The organism is Nocardia sp. NBC_00508 (assembly GCF_036346875.1).
In the GTDB taxonomy this organism is placed as follows: domain Bacteria; phylum Actinomycetota; class Actinomycetes; order Mycobacteriales; family Mycobacteriaceae; genus Nocardia.
Window position 1 is genome coordinate 4,075,233 of sequence record NZ_CP107852.1, and the last position, 13,457, is coordinate 4,088,689.

The 13,457-nt window shown below is 68.4% G+C and carries 15 protein-coding genes and 1 riboswitch; of the genes, 9 read left to right on the top strand and 6 right to left on the bottom strand.

The window, feature by feature from the left end; translation table 11 throughout:
* Positions 1-19 precede the first annotated feature (19 nt).
* The 3 genes from OHA40_RS18075 to mhuD form a co-directional block, all read right to left on the bottom strand.
* Complete coding sequence (locus tag OHA40_RS18075) at positions 20-811, bottom strand: CbtA family protein (RefSeq protein WP_330228108.1); 792 nt, start codon at positions 809-811, stop codon at positions 20-22.
* Positions 802-996: a CbtB domain-containing protein gene (locus tag OHA40_RS18080; protein WP_043685997.1), complete on the bottom strand. Its 195-nt coding sequence runs from the start codon at positions 994-996 to the stop codon at positions 802-804. The genes OHA40_RS18075 and OHA40_RS18080 overlap by 10 nt, the downstream gene beginning before the upstream one ends.
* Before the next feature lie 30 nt (positions 997-1,026).
* Positions 1,027-1,177, bottom strand: a riboswitch (cobalamin riboswitch).
* 151 nt (positions 1,178-1,328) lie between these two features.
* Complete coding sequence (gene mhuD / locus OHA40_RS18085; protein ID WP_330228109.1) at positions 1,329-1,643, bottom strand: mycobilin-forming heme oxygenase MhuD; 315 nt, start codon at positions 1,641-1,643, stop codon at positions 1,329-1,331.
* Positions 1,644-1,701: 58 nt separating this feature from the next.
* Here mhuD and OHA40_RS18090 point away from each other — a divergent pair, with 58 nt between their 5' ends.
* Both OHA40_RS18090 and OHA40_RS18095 read left to right on the top strand, forming a co-directional pair.
* Positions 1,702-2,451: an alpha/beta fold hydrolase gene (locus tag OHA40_RS18090; protein ID WP_330228110.1), complete on the top strand. Its 750-nt coding sequence runs from the start codon at positions 1,702-1,704 to the stop codon at positions 2,449-2,451.
* Between the two features lie 60 nt (positions 2,452-2,511).
* Positions 2,512-3,108 carry a dihydrofolate reductase family protein gene (locus tag OHA40_RS18095; RefSeq protein WP_330228111.1) on the top strand — a complete coding sequence of 199 codons (597 nt, stop codon included), beginning with the start codon at positions 2,512-2,514 and terminating at the stop codon, positions 3,106-3,108.
* Position 3,109: 1 nt separating this feature from the next.
* Here OHA40_RS18095 and OHA40_RS18100 read toward each other — a convergent pair whose 3' ends face one another.
* Entirely contained in the window at positions 3,110-4,021 is a 912-nt protein-coding gene (locus OHA40_RS18100) for an A/G-specific adenine glycosylase (RefSeq protein WP_442943746.1), read from the bottom strand.
* A 99-nt stretch (positions 4,022-4,120) separates the two neighbouring features.
* Between OHA40_RS18100 and OHA40_RS18105 the strand changes: the two genes are divergently transcribed.
* Both OHA40_RS18105 and OHA40_RS18110 read left to right on the top strand, forming a co-directional pair.
* Complete coding sequence (locus OHA40_RS18105; RefSeq protein WP_330228112.1) at positions 4,121-4,744, top strand: carbonic anhydrase; 624 nt, start codon at positions 4,121-4,123, stop codon at positions 4,742-4,744.
* 125 nt (positions 4,745-4,869) lie between these two features.
* Positions 4,870-5,520 carry a hypothetical protein gene (locus tag OHA40_RS18110; RefSeq protein ID WP_330228113.1) on the top strand — a complete coding sequence of 217 codons (651 nt, stop codon included), beginning with the start codon at positions 4,870-4,872 and terminating at the stop codon, positions 5,518-5,520.
* A 16-nt stretch (positions 5,521-5,536) separates the two neighbouring features.
* Here the strand turns inward: OHA40_RS18110 and radA are convergent, their stop codons facing one another.
* Together radA and OHA40_RS18120 are read right to left on the bottom strand one after the other, a co-directional pair.
* The gene (gene radA, locus OHA40_RS18115; RefSeq protein ID WP_330228114.1) at positions 5,537-6,934 is read right to left on the bottom strand and encodes a DNA repair protein RadA; all 1,398 of its coding nucleotides are present in this window, start codon (positions 6,932-6,934) and stop codon (positions 5,537-5,539) included.
* 616 nt (positions 6,935-7,550) lie between these two features.
* Positions 7,551-8,300, bottom strand: a complete 750-nt coding sequence (locus tag OHA40_RS18120; RefSeq protein WP_442943747.1) for a hypothetical protein — start codon at positions 8,298-8,300, stop codon at positions 7,551-7,553.
* 414 nt (positions 8,301-8,714) lie between these two features.
* On the opposite strand from OHA40_RS18120, the gene carD reads away from it, so the two are divergent.
* From carD to rlmB, 5 genes are all read left to right on the top strand, one after another.
* Positions 8,715-9,203 carry an RNA polymerase-binding transcription factor CarD gene (gene carD / locus OHA40_RS18125; RefSeq protein WP_011206964.1) on the top strand — a complete coding sequence of 163 codons (489 nt, stop codon included), beginning with the start codon at positions 8,715-8,717 and terminating at the stop codon, positions 9,201-9,203.
* Between the two features lie 2 nt (positions 9,204-9,205).
* Complete coding sequence (ispD, locus tag OHA40_RS18130; RefSeq protein WP_330228115.1) at positions 9,206-9,994, top strand: 2-C-methyl-D-erythritol 4-phosphate cytidylyltransferase; 789 nt, start codon at positions 9,206-9,208, stop codon at positions 9,992-9,994.
* Between the two features lie 2 nt (positions 9,995-9,996).
* Positions 9,997-10,464 carry a 2-C-methyl-D-erythritol 2,4-cyclodiphosphate synthase gene (gene ispF / locus OHA40_RS18135; RefSeq protein WP_330234247.1) on the top strand — a complete coding sequence of 156 codons (468 nt, stop codon included), beginning with the start codon at positions 9,997-9,999 and terminating at the stop codon, positions 10,462-10,464.
* A gap of 64 nt (positions 10,465-10,528) precedes the next feature.
* Positions 10,529-11,935: a cysteine--tRNA ligase gene (gene cysS / locus OHA40_RS18140; RefSeq protein WP_330228116.1), complete on the top strand. Its 1,407-nt coding sequence runs from the start codon at positions 10,529-10,531 to the stop codon at positions 11,933-11,935.
* The gene (gene rlmB / locus OHA40_RS18145; protein WP_330228117.1) at positions 11,936-12,916 is read left to right on the top strand and encodes a 23S rRNA (guanosine(2251)-2'-O)-methyltransferase RlmB; all 981 of its coding nucleotides are present in this window, start codon (positions 11,936-11,938) and stop codon (positions 12,914-12,916) included.
* Positions 12,917-13,457: the final 541 nt, after the last annotated feature.

The window sequence follows — 13,457 nt, forward strand, 5'->3', positions numbered from 1 at the left end:
AGCTAATTCCGGACGCGAATCAGTCCGCGGTAGCGGCCGTTACCCGTACCGGAGTATCGGTTCGCGTCGCGAATTCGGTGAGTGCCGCGAAGCCCAGGGCCAGGCACACCCACAGCGTCGCGGTCTCGGCCAGTGACGCCACCCGGAACTCCCACAGCAGGCTGGCCGGGAAATCCGCATTCACCTCGTTCACACCGGGCAGCAGGATGTAGCCGAGCCCGGTCACCAAGACGAACGCGGCCACACCGCCGATCAGCCGGACCGTGGACAGTTGTGCACGCAACACGGTGAACACCGCCACCGCGGCGCCGACCGCCACGATGCCGAGCAGCACCGCCGCCAGCCACAGCAGGGTGCGCTCGTCGATGGTTTCGGGATCACCCACCGCGGGCGGATTGGCCGGGTACTTGAAGAACGGCACCGCGACGATCGCGGCCCAGCCCGCCGCGCCCAGCGCCAGCGCGAGCCGCGGCCCGGACAGCGTGGTGTAGCGCCGCGCGACATGCGCGACCGAGGCGTAGATGGCGCCGAGCGCGAGCCCGGCCAGCCCGAGCGCGAGGAACTGCCCGAACTTCTGGCCGGTGCGGCTCACCAGTGGTTCTTCCTCGTCGCCGTGCGAATGCCCGCCCGACGGTTCGGCGGGTTCGCCGTGCGTGTGTTCGGCGGCGGAGCCCGCTTCTTCGATGGCGATCGCGGCGTCCACCTTGGGTTCGCCGACGAAGTAACCGACCGTCGCGGCCAGCAGCCCGGCGATGAGACCGGCCAGCAGGCCGCGTAGCAGCAGTGTTCCGAGTGAACCGATCAGTGGCACGGGAGCCCTAGCAGGTGGCGTCCGTCGTGCATCAACTCGTGCAGGTACATCCCGCTGCGCGAGATGGCGCCCTGATCGAATCCGACCAGGTAGAGGGTGAGTAGTGCGAGAAGAACGACACCAACCGTGACGAGCACGGTGGCCAGGGAATCGGTTGCCCGGCTGGGTGAATGCGCGATAGCCATTCGAGTCCTCCTTGGGATACGCGTCCCGTCGGGTAGTGACGCGACGGTGCCGGTGTCTGGCTGTCCGGCACCGGACTCGGTGCATGGAACACAGTGGCGCGACCGCTCCGGAATCTCACCGGATTACCGCGTCACCCTCGCGTTTGTCCTTCGAACTGTGACACCCGCACACACCCGGCGTCAACTATGTCCTGCGCGGCGGTACCACGGCCTCGGGCAAGTCGCCGGGCAGGCAGGAACCTGCCCGGCGAAGGCACCCAGGACCGCGACGCGAGCGACGCGCCCGGAGGCAGCAGTGTGCGCAAGGGCCCCGGGAGCGCTGCCCATCGGACTCAGTTCGCGGGCTTCCCCGCGACGTCGAGGACGACTTCGAACTCGAGCAGCGAAGCCCCGGTCGCGACCGGCTTCTGGCGCTCGCCCGCATGCGCTTCGCGTGCGGGCCCGTCCCGCCAGGCGGCGAAGGACTCTTCTGAATCCCACTGGGTGACAACGAAATACCGGTTCTCTCCGGCGACGGGGCGCAGCAACTGGAAGCCGAGGAAGCCGGGCGAGTTCTCGACCGCGTGCGCACGGTGGGCGAATCGCTTCTCCAGCTCGGGGCCCGCGCCCTCGGGAACCTCGATCGCGTTGATCTTCACAACAGCCATGCGTCCAAGCTAGCGGTTGCCACCGAGCAGGCGCTCGGTGCCTCGTATTGTCGAACCGATGTTGCACGACGAAGGCGGAGCGGGCGCGCCGATCCTGCTGCTGCACGGACTGATGGGCAGCGCGCGCACGTGGCGCGATCAGCTGGACTGGCTGCGCGAACACGGCCACGTCTACACCTTCGACGCCGCGGGGCATGGCAGGCCCGCGCCGGCGGAATTGACCACCGAGGCATTCGTCGACGACCTTGCCACCGGCACGGCGGAGATCACCGAGCCGATGGTGGTGATCGGACATTCGATGGGCGCGCTGCACGGGTGGGTGTTCGCCGCGACCCACCCCGAGCGGGTCCGAGCACTGGTGATCGAGGACATCGCGCCGGATTTCACCGGCCGCACCGCCGCGCACTGGGCCGCGATGATCGAGGCATGGCCCGAGCCGTTTCCCGACGACGAAGCCGTGCTTTCCTTCTTCGGACCGGTGGCCGGACAGTACTTCCTGAACTCGTTCCAGCGCGGACCGGAGGGATACCGGCTGCATGGTTCGGTCACCACGTTCCGTGACATCTCCGAGGAATGGGGGACGCGCGACTTCTGGTGGCAATGGCATGCCGTGCGCGTGCCTGCCCTGCTGCTGGAGGGCGAGCACAGCATCACCCCGCCGGGACAGATGCGGCGGATGGCCGCCGCGCATCCGGAAGCCGATTACGCCTTGGTTCCCGGTACGGGACATCTCGTGCACGATGACCAGCCACAGCGTTACCGGGCGGAGGTCGAACGCTTCCTCAGGCGCGTGCTCGGCGGTGGGTGACCGCGGACGTGCTATCTTCTTAACCACTGCAAGTGGAGTACTTCAAATGGAGTGATTTTAATGCGAGAACTCGTCTACTACGTCGCCATCAGCCTCGACGGCCGGATCGCGGGGCCGAAGGGGGAATTCGACTTCTTCTTCGCCCCACTGGCCGACGAGGAGCGTTCCGCCGCATACAACGCGTGGGTCGACACGCATTATCCAGAGGTCACTCCCACGGTCGTCCGTGCGGCCGCTGGGCTCACCGACGTGCCCAATGTCCGCTTCGACACTGTGATCCTGGGGTTGGGCAGCTACCGGCCCGCTTACGACGCGGGTATCGAGAGCCCGTACGCGCACCTGCGCCAGTACGTGGTGTCCAGCACTCTCGGCGAGGTCGCCGACCCGGACGTGACCGTCGTGGACCGCGACCCGCTCGGCCTGATCCGCGCCCTCAAAAAGGAAGGGGGCGATAAAGACATCTGGCTGTGCGGGGGTGGACGTCTGGCCGGCGAACTGATGCCGGAGATCGACCGGCTGGTGCTCAAGACCTACCCCGTGCTGGCGGGAGCGGGCGTGCCGCTCATCGACGGCGGATTCGACCCGGCGTTCTTCACCGTCGTGGACCGGCAGATTTTCGACAACGGTGTGACAGTCACGGAGCTCGCTCGCTCCTGAATCAGGCCGGCCCTGCCGCGTTGTGGCCGCCTTCGCCCGCGAGCGCGAACAAGCCGTCGGCGGTTTGTTCGATCAGGCCGTCCACCAGCAGCGAGTCGAGCGCCCGGTCACGTTGTCCGGGGTCGCGAGTCCAGGCGAGATCGAGGCGTATCCGCTCGACCGGTCCGCTGGCGTCCCGCAGGACGTCCAGCAGCCGACCGCGGGCCTGCCGGTCGGTGCCGTCGTACTTCTGGGTGCGGCGGACCACGTCGGTCACCGGTCTTCCGGCGGTGACCCATGCGCAGCTCGGCAGTGGACACTGCGAGCAATCAGGGGTGCGCGCGGTACACACGGTCGCGCCGAGTTCCATCAGGGCTGCGGAGAACACGGCGGCGCGGTCGATCCGGTGTGGCAGGAGGGCTTCGGTCTCGGCGAGGTCGCGCGAGGACGGGTTACCCGCTTCCGCGCGCCCGTGCACCGCCCTGGCAACCACGCGGCGGACGTTGGTGTCCACCACCGGAACCCGTTGGCCGTAGGCGAAACACGCGACGGCGCGCGCGGTGTAAGCGCCGATACCGGGCAGGCCGAGCAGGACGTCGACGTCGGCGGGCACCTCGTCGCCGTGCTCGGCCGCCAGCACTCTCGCGCACTCGTGCAGGCGCAGCGCGCGCCGCGGATAGCCGAGCTTGCCCCAGGCCCGCAGCACTTCGGCCGGCGAGGACGCCGCCATCGCCGAGGGAACCGGCCAACGCGCAACCCACTCGCGCCAGACCGGTTCGACGCGTACGACGGGGGTCTGCTGCAGCATGATCTCGCTCATCAGGATCTGCCACGCGGTGACGCCCGGCCTACGCCACGGCAGATCGCGCGCGGTCTCCCGGTACCAGTCCAGCAACGTGTCCGCGTCGATGCCCTTCGGTGCGCCGTTCCGCACTGCCCTCACTATCCCTGTCCTGCCGCCGCTAGGCGGTGTTTGCCCACCTGTAACCATCCGAACTCGCTGGTAACGCAAGGCTTGTGCACAATGGTCGGTATGCCGGATTCCAACCCGATCAGTGCCTGGAAGTCCCTGCGAGAAGGCAACGAGCGCTTCGTCAGTGGTGCGCTGCTGCATCCTAGCCAGGGCGCCGCAGACCGGGCCAAGCTCGTCAGCGGCCAGCACCCGCACGCGATCCTGTTCGGTTGCGGCGACTCCAGGGTCGCAGCCGAGTTGATCTTCGACCAGGGCCTCGGCGACATGTTCGTCGTGCGCACCGCGGGCCATGTGGTCGACAGCTCGGTACTCGGCTCGATCGAGTACGGGGTGCAGGTGCTCAACGTGCCGCTCATCGTAGTGCTCGGGCACGACAGCTGCGGCGCCGTGAAGGCGACCATCGACGCGCTCGACGGCGGCGAGGTCCCCGGCGGGTTCATCCGCAGCGTGGTGGAGCGGGTCACGCCGTCCATTCTGATCGGACGGCGGGAAGGTCTGTCCACCGTCGACGAGATGGAGTCCAGGCACGTGGTGGAGACCAGCCGCCTGCTCATGCAGCGGTCGATGATCATCTCGCAGCGGGTCGCGACCGGTGCGTGCGCGATCGCGTGCGTGACCTACAAGCTGGCCGAAGGCAAAGTGCGACTGCACCGCGTCGTCGGCAACATCGGCGAGGTGGTCTGAAGCCACGGCACACCCGGGATCCGCCCAGCGTGCCGGCGGAATCTACCCGCCGCAAACGGGTGCGGGGCGGCCGACACGCCGTGCCCCTGAGACGCTGGGCCCGATCATGCCCTTACCGTTGAGGCGTGCTGGAACCGAACGGACCACTGCCACCGGAGATCTACTGGCGTCGACGCGCATTCGCCATCGGCATCCTGGTGGTCGCGCTGGCGCTGGTGATGTGGGTCGTGCTCGCGGTCGTGCGCGGCGGCGACTCGCCCGGCGACACCAAGTCCGCCGCGTCCAGTTCGGTCGTGGCCAAGCCGGCCGAATCCGCACCGGCCAAGCCATCCGGCGCCGGTGATTCCGGCGCGCCGAAGCCGAGCACCAGCCTCGTGGCGGCAGGTCCGTGCCCGGACCAGTCGCTCGCGATCAAAGTGACGGTCGAGCAGCCCACCTACAAGAGCGGCGAGCAGCCGGTGTTCGGGATCGTCATCACCAACATCTCGTCGGTAGCCTGCACCCGCGATACGGGCTCCGGTCTGCAGCAAGTATCGGTGCACACGCTCGACGGCCAGCGGCGGCTGTGGTCGAGCACCGATTGCTACCCGGACGGCCAGCCCGACGTCCGCACGATGAATCGCGGTGAGCAGGCGGCGTTCACGGTGACCTGGTCGGGCTCCACCTCGCAGCCCAACTGCGCGGGCGAACGCGTTCAGGTGCCACCGGGTGCATACAACGTTGTGGCGCAACTCGGTTCGGTGCGCAGCGCGGCAGAGCCGTTCAATATCGCGTAATAGAGCGCGCGCCGACTCAGCCGACTGCCTCTGCTGGGGCAGCGCGTAGTTTGCGGAGGCCCGCTATGCGGATGGCGGAGCGCAGGTCGGTGACCTCGTGGATTTTCATGGTGGTCTTCGCCGGGGCCAGGCCGGGGGGTACCAGGGCGGTGGTGAAGCCGAGGCGTTCGGCTTCGGCCAGTCTGCGGGTCACGCCGGTCACCTTGCGGACCTCGCCCGCGAGTCCGACCTCGCCGAGGATCACCCAGCCCGGCGGGATCGACACATCGGATTCCGCGCTGGCGATGGCCAGCGCGATGGCCAGGTCGGCCGCAGGCTCGACCAGACGCATGCCGCCGACCGTCGCGGCGTAGACATCGCTCTTGCCGAGGAATATCCGGCCACGGCTCTGCAGGACGGCCAGCACCATGGCGACCCGGTTGTAGTCCAGCCCGCTCACGGCGCGCCGCGGCTGCGGGATCTCGGTCTTCACGGTCAGGCCCTGCACCTCGCCGACCAGCGGTCGTTTGCCGTCCATCGCGACGGTCACCGCGGTGCCCGGCACCGAATCGGTCCGGTGGTGCAAGAACAGGCCGGACGGATCGTCGACACCGGTGATGCCGTCCTCGTGCAATTCGAAGCAGCCCACTTCGTCGGCGCTGCCGAAGCGGTTCTTGATGCCGCGCACCATCCGCAGCGTGGAGTTCTTGTCGCCCTCGAACTGCAACACCACATCGACCAGGTGCTCGAGCGTGCGCGGACCGGCGACATTGCCGTCTTTGGTGACGTGGCCGACCAGCAGCACCGCGATCCCGCTCACCTTCGCCAGCGAAGTCAACGCGGCGGTGACCGCGCGCACCTGGGTGACGCCGCCGATCACGCCGTCCACATCCGGGGCGAGCATGGTCTGCACCGAGTCGACCACGAGTAGCGTCGGGCGCACCTGCTCCACGTGCCCCAGCACGATCGACAGATCCGATTCCGACGCCAGATAGACCCGGTCGTGCACCGCACCGGTGCGATCGGCGCGCAGCCGGACCTGCCCCGCCGACTCCTCCGCCGTGACATACAGCGACTTCTCGTCGCGCTGCGTGGCCCAGCGATGGGCGACCTCGAGTAGCAGGGTCGACTTGCCCACCCCCGGCTCGCCGGAGAGCAGCACGACGGAACCGGGGACCACCCCGCCGCCGAGCACCCGGTCCAGCTCACTGACACCCGTCGGCCTGGCCTTGGTGGTCTTGGCATCGATCTGCGAGATCGGTGCGGCCGCGGTACTGGGCAGCATCGCCTTACGTCCCTGGGCCCCGACCGCACCCGCCCCGACGACTACCTCGTCGACGCTGCCCCAGGCCCCGCATTCGGGACACTTGCCCACCCATTTGGCGACTTCATGCGAACAGGCGGAACACCGAAAGATCGGCTTGGTCTTTGCCACACGCGCACCTTACGCACCAGCACCGACACAAGTCGGAAACTTGTCAGCGCCCGCCGCAACAACTCTGGAAGCCGACTAATGTCCAGCGATTGCTATCAACGCAACTTCACCGGCCCAACCCGGTATTTCTCGCGAAGCGAGACCGAGCATTGCCCCGTTCGCGGCCCGGCTCGCGTCCGAGCGGCCGCCGCGTCCGCGACGAAGTGACCAGCGGCAGACACCCAGTCGCTAGCGATGAAATGCGGCACACCCTTGACGCCGCAGTCGCACTACTCGGCCCCACCCCCGATTTCGAGCGCAGCGAGATCAAGCATTGCCCCGTTCGCGGCCCGGCTCGCGTCCGAGCGGCCGCCGCGTCCGCGACGAAATGGACCAGCGGCAGACACCCAGTCGCTAGCGATGAAGTGCGGCACACCCTTGACGCCGCAGTCGCCGACCCACGCAACTACTCGGCCCAACCCCCGATTTCGAGCGCAGCGAGACCGAGCATTGCCCCGTTCGCGGCCCGGCTCGCGTCCGAGCGGCCGCCGCGTCCGCGACGAAGTCGCCAGCGGCGGCCGCTCGGACGCGAGCCACAAGGGGGCCGCGAACCCGCCGCGCCCGCGCGGCCAAAAACTCAGTGGCCGCCCTTGTGTTCGGCTTCGGCGGGTCCGGACTTGTCGGACTCGTGCCGCTCGGTGTGCAGGCCCGCATCGACGGGGACCTGGACCTGGACGGTGCCGTTCTGCTTGAAGTTGAACGAGACGTTGTAGGTCAGGCCCGGGGTGATGTCCTTGGTCAGGCCGGTGATCTCGATGAGGATCGGCTCGGCCTCGGGGGCGGCGGCGGGCTGGGCGCCGTGGTCGTCGGTACCGTGCGAATCGGCCGCCGTGGTGGTCGGCGCGGTCGTCCGGGCGGTGGTGGTCGGTGCCCCGGTTGTCGTCGGTGCGGCGGTCGTGGTGGTTGGCGCCTCGTGCTTGACCGGGTGGGTACCCGCGACGACGGTCTGCTGCGGGGCGAGCCGGACGGCGGGCTTCCCGGCGGACGGGGTGATCTTGACGGTGCCCAGGTCGGTGGTGATGCTGGTCAGCTCGTCGGCGACGGACTCGCTGTTGTTGATGGCGGACAGCGCGATGACTGCCTTGCCGCCCTTGGCGTTGGTGTACGGGGTGCCTTCGGCCGGGTAGACGATGTGCACGTTGCGCAGCGCGATGTCGCCGACGTCGGCGGAGTTGCCGTTCACGGCCGCGACCTGCTCCGCGGTCTGCGAGTTCTGACCCGCGGAGCAGCCGGACAGCGCGATCGCCGCTCCGGCGGCGAGTGCGGCAACCGTCACCATGCGACGTCGCGCCCCCTTCGGGGCGGTCACAGCTTTCAGGGCAGTCACGGGTTGTCCCTCCATGTCGACCGGGCTCTGCTCCGCGCGGGAGCGTAGTAACTAGGCAGCGTAGTAGTTCACTCGGCGGCCCAGGCGTGGGGGCTGTGCTAACTTGCCCCGACGCCGAGCGACCCGCTCCGGAGCGCGGCGGTGTCGAGTCGAGCGCGGCGCGCCCGTGCCGACACCCCGCGCGTGGGTAACAGTTCGGTCGAGCTTCAGAGGTTGCGGAGAAGGTGCCGGGTCACGGGCGGGCCAGCGGGGCGACGGAGCCGGGCGATAACCCGTTCTGGCACAACGTAATGCACACCGCCCGGCTTCTGTCAAGCCCCACGGTTGCCTCGTTGTGGCCCTGACCTGCACAGTTGATCGCGCCGTTATCGAGTCGCATGTTAAACTGTGAACATCGAAAGGGGCACGGGACACATGATTTTTAAGGTCGGAGACACCGTCGTTTACCCCCACCACGGAGCGGCGCTGATCGAAGCAATCGAGACTCGCACCATCAAGGGTGAGCAAAAAGAGTATCTGGTCCTGAAGGTCGCCCAAGGCGATCTCACTGTTCGGGTTCCCGCGGAGAACGCCGAATACGTCGGCGTGCGTGACGTCGTCGGCCAGGAGGGTCTCGATCGGGTCTTCCAGGTTCTGCGCGCGCCGCATACGGAGGAGCCGACCAACTGGTCTCGCCGCTACAAGGCCAACCTGGAGAAGCTCGCCTCCGGCGATGTGAACAAGGTGGCCGAGGTTGTTCGCGACCTGTGGCGCCGGGAGCAGGACCGCGGCCTTTCCGCAGGTGAGAAGCGCATGCTCGCCAAGGCTCGGCAGATCCTGGTCGGTGAACTCGCGCTGGCCGAAGGCACCGATGACGGCAAGGCCGAGACTCTGCTCGATGAGGTTCTCGCCGCGGCTTCCTGACCGTGAACACACCTGACAACGGTGTCCGTTCCACCAGCGGACCCGTCGTTGCTCTGGTGCCTGCCGCCGGTCGTGGCGTGCGTCTGGGTGAATCGACGCCCAAGGCGTTCGTCACGGTCGGCGGCACGCCCATGGTCCGGCTCGCCGTCGAAGGCCTGATCGCCTCCGGCGTGGTCGACCGGATCATCGTGATGGTTCCCACCGAGCTGGTGGACAGCGCCGTTGCCCTGCTGCCGCCCTCGGGTTCGGTCCACGTGGTCGTCGGCGGCGCCGAACGCATCGACTCGGTGCGGGCGGGTATCGCCGCGGCGCCCGACGCGGACTATTTCCTCGTACACGACGCCGCCCGAGCTCTCACACCGCCCGAGCTGATCGCCCGGGTTGCCGCGGAGCTGCGGGCGGGGCGGTCTGCCGTGGTTCCCGGGCTCCTGGTCGCCGACACGATCAAGTCGGTCGATGCGGCAGGGTCGGTGACCGGCACTCCTGACCGCGCCCAATTGCGTGCCATTCAGACACCGCAGGGTTTCGCGGCAGATCTGCTGCGCTCCGCCTACGCGACCGAAGACATCCAGGCCACCGATGACGCGGGGCTGGTCGAGCGGCTCGGCGCCACCGTCAGCACCATTCCCGGCGATCCGCTGGCTTTCAAGATCACTACTCCGCTCGATCTGCTGCTCGCCAACGCGGTGCTGGACGGCGCGGGTATCGGCCGGGCGGTGAGGGAGCTTGCGAGCGAACCATCGACACAGCGCGCCATGGCGGCGCCGAGCGCCAGCGAGGTGGCGCCGTGACCATGCGTGTCGGCATCGGCAGTGACGTCCACCCCATCGAGGCCGGGCGTCCCTGCTGGATGGCTGGTCTGCTGTTCGACGGCGACGACGGCTGCGCGGGTCACTCCGACGGTGACGTCGCCGCGCACGCGCTCTGCGACGCGTTGCTGTCCGCGGCGGCACTGGGCGATGTCGGCGCGGTGTTCGGCACCGGACGCCCGGAATGGGAAGGCGTCTCCGGAGCGGCCATGCTGAAGGAAGTGCGCAGGCTGCTGGACGAAGCGGGCTTCGAAGTGGTCAACGCGGCCGTCCAGGTGATCGGCAATCGACCCAAGATCGGGCCCCGGCGCGCCGAGGCGCAACAAGTGCTCGGCGAGCTGCTCGGCGCACCGGTTTCGGTGTCCGGCACCACCACCGACGGTCTAGGGCTGACCGGTCGCGGCGAGGGCGTCGCCGCTGTGGCGACGGCCCTGCTGCAAGCCTGTCGTTGATCCAGCTCCGGCGGACCAGAGCCGGTCCGTGAACGCCCTTATACACCAGCTAGGATCGACTGCCGTGACGCTGCGCCTCTTTGACACCGACACGCGGACCATGCGCGATTTCGCGCCCTTGGTCCCCGGCCGTGCTTCGGTGTACCTCTGTGGCGCCACCGTGCAAGGTGAGCCGCACATCGGCCATATGCGCAGCGGAGTCGCGTTCGACGTACTGCGGCGCTGGCTGCTCGCGCACGACTGCGACGTGTGGTTCATCCGCAACGTCACCGATATCGAGGACAAGATCCTGACCAAGGCCGCCGAGGCGGGCAGGCCGTGGTGGGAGTGGGCCGCCACGCATGAGCGCGCCTTCGACCGCGCCTACGAGCAACTCGGCGTGCTACCACCGTCCGCGGAGCCCCGCGCCACCGGCCACATCACCCAAATGATCGAGATGATGCAGCGGCTGATCGACCGAGGCCACGCCTACGCCTCGGCGGGCAATGTCTACTTCGACGTGGTCAGCTACCCCGAGTACGGAAAGCTGTCCGGTCACCGGCTCGATGACGTGCACCAAGGCGAGAGCGCTGGTGAGGGCAAGCGCGACCCGCGCGACTTCACCCTGTGGAAAGCCGCCAAGCCGGGCGAGCCGACCTGGCCGTCGCCTTGGGGTCCCGGCCGACCGGGCTGGCATCTGGAGTGCTCGGCGATGGCCGGGTTCTACCTCGGCCCGGAGTTCGACATTCATTGCGGCGGTATGGATTTGGTGTTCCCGCACCACGAGAACGAGATCGCCCAGTCGAAAGCGGCAGGCGACGGCTTCGCCAGGTATTGGCTGCACAACGGCTGGGTGACCCTGGGCGGGGAGAAGATGGCCAAGTCGCTGGGCAACGTGCTGTCCGTGCCGAACATGCTCACTCGGGTTCGCGCCGTCGAACTCCGGTTCTACCTGGGCAGCGCACACTACCGCTCGATGCTGGAATACTCGGACAAGGCACTGAACGACGCGGTGCAGTCCTATCAGCGCATCGAGGCGTTCGTGAACCGAGTGTTCGACCGGGCCGGTGAGATTCCGGTGGGCAAGTGGACCGACGCGTTCGCCGCCGCCATCGATGACGATCTCGCGGTGCCGAAAGCGCTGGCCGAGATCCATCGTGTGGTGCACGAAGGCAACAAGGCGTTGGAGGTCGGCGCGGTCGACTCGGCTTGCGACTCGGCGAGCCAGGTACGCGCCATGCTCGGCATCCTCGGCGTCGATCCGCTCGACCCGCACTGGTACGCGCCGAGTGATTCCTCGGCGGCGCTCGGTGCCCTGGACGTGCTGGTCGGCGCGGAACTCGACCGCCGCCAGGAGGCGCGTGCCACCAAGGACTGGTCAACCGCCGACGCTGTGCGTGATCGGCTGCAGTCCGCGGGCATCGAGGTCACCGACACCGTCGACGGTCCCGAATGGGCGCTCGGCGCACCGCAATCCGGAAAGGCCAAGTAAATGGCAGGCAACTCGCAGCGCCGAGGTGCGGTCCGCAAGGGCGGCACCAAGAAAGGCGCGGTGGTCGGCTCCGGCGGCAAGCGCAGGCGCGGGCTGGAGGGGCGTGGCGCGACGCCGCCCGCGGAGCAGCGCACCAAGCATCCGGCCGCCAAGCGCGCGGCGGCGAAAACCAAAGCCGCCCAAGGTCGTGTGCCCGCGCGCGGCGGGGCGGCCGCGCGCCCGGCGGGCCGCAAGACCGATGACGGTCCAGAGCTGGTACTCGGCCGTAACCCGGTCGTGGAGTGTCTGCGCGCGGGCGTGCCCGCGACGGCGCTGTACGTCGCGGTCGGCACGGAGAACGACGACAGGTTGACCGAGAGCGTTCGGATCGCCGCCGACGCGGGCATCTCCATCTTGGAGGTGCCGCGCACCGACCTGGATCGGTTGAGCGCCAATGGTTTGCACCAAGGCGTCGCCCTGCAGGTGCCGCCGTACCGCTACGCCCATCCGGACGATCTGCTGGACCGCGCCCGCGGCTCGGTGGCCCCCGTGCTGCTCGTCGCGCTGGACAACATCTCGGACCCGCGCAACCTCGGCGCGGTGATCCGTTCGGTGGCGGCCTTCGGCGGCCACGGAGTGCTGATCCCGCAGCGGCGCAGCGCGAGCGTCACCGCGGTGGCCTGGCGCACCAGCGCGGGCGCCGCGGCTCGGCTTCCGGTCGCCCGCGCGACGAATCTGACTCGTACGCTGAAGGATTGGGCCGCACAGGGCGTTCAGATCGTCGGCTTGGACGCGGGCGGCGACACCACCCTGGACGAGTTCGACGGCCGCGAGCCGACCGTGATCGTGGTGGGCTCGGAGGGCAGAGGCCTGTCTCGCCTGGTCCGGGAGACCTGCGACGCGATCCTGTCCATCCCGATGGCAGGCCCGGTAGAGTCGCTCAACGCCTCGGTCGCCGCCGGTGTGGTGCTCTCGGAAGTCGCCAGACAGCGCCGGATCTGATCGCGCGAAGTGCTCCGAAGGAACTGCGCTTCACGAGCTCGGCTCCAACCAGGCCAAAGGTCTGCGCAATGACCGGCGGGGGGAGCGGATATCTCCGCACGCACGCAGTGGCTTGGCATGCGGTAGTTCCGGCTGGCTGATAACAGTGCGCGACAACTGCTTTCGCCGCGACGTGAGTAACCCGCCCGGAGCGCCCCAGAACTCGGCCCGCACGCCTCTGGGCGGTCCGAGGAGTAAGTCCGGCGATACCGAAACGACTGGCAAAAGCAGCGGGAGCAGCGCGAAGCCTGGCGAAAGACACACAATCGCAGTGGAGTTCGACGAAAGTTGCGATGTCGCGGGGGAGCCTGGGAAGAGCGCTGAGTCGCGGTAAGCCCGGCGAATAACGGAAACGTGGTGGCCTGGTGAAAGACGCGGAGCCGCGGGAGAGTCCTGCGAATGACGAGGCGCGTCGGCCGGAATGTCAGCTTTGGGTACGTTGAGCCCGATGGCTATGCCCGACAGGTGATTTCGCTAGGACGTGGGTAGCTCACCGGGTACG

Excerpts from the sequence above, each read along its gene's own strand:
- OHA40_RS18095 (WP_330228111.1), top strand. The coding sequence starts at position 2,512 with ATGCGAGAACTCGTCTACTACGTCGCCATCAGCCTCGACGGCCGGATC.
- mhuD (WP_330228109.1), bottom strand. The coding sequence starts at position 1,643 with ATGGCTGTTGTGAAGATCAACGCGATCGAGGTTCCCGAGGGCGCGGGC.
- ispF (WP_330234247.1), top strand. The coding sequence starts at position 9,997 with ATGCGTGTCGGCATCGGCAGTGACGTCCACCCCATCGAGGCCGGGCGT.
- carD (WP_011206964.1), top strand. The coding sequence starts at position 8,715 with ATGATTTTTAAGGTCGGAGACACCGTCGTTTACCCCCACCACGGAGCG.
- OHA40_RS18080 (WP_043685997.1), bottom strand. The coding sequence starts at position 996 with ATGGCTATCGCGCATTCACCCAGCCGGGCAACCGATTCCCTGGCCACC.
- rlmB (WP_330228117.1), top strand. The coding sequence starts at position 11,936 with ATGGCAGGCAACTCGCAGCGCCGAGGTGCGGTCCGCAAGGGCGGCACC.
- OHA40_RS18090 (WP_330228110.1), top strand. The coding sequence starts at position 1,702 with ATGTTGCACGACGAAGGCGGAGCGGGCGCGCCGATCCTGCTGCTGCAC.
- OHA40_RS18105 (WP_330228112.1), top strand. The coding sequence starts at position 4,121 with ATGCCGGATTCCAACCCGATCAGTGCCTGGAAGTCCCTGCGAGAAGGC.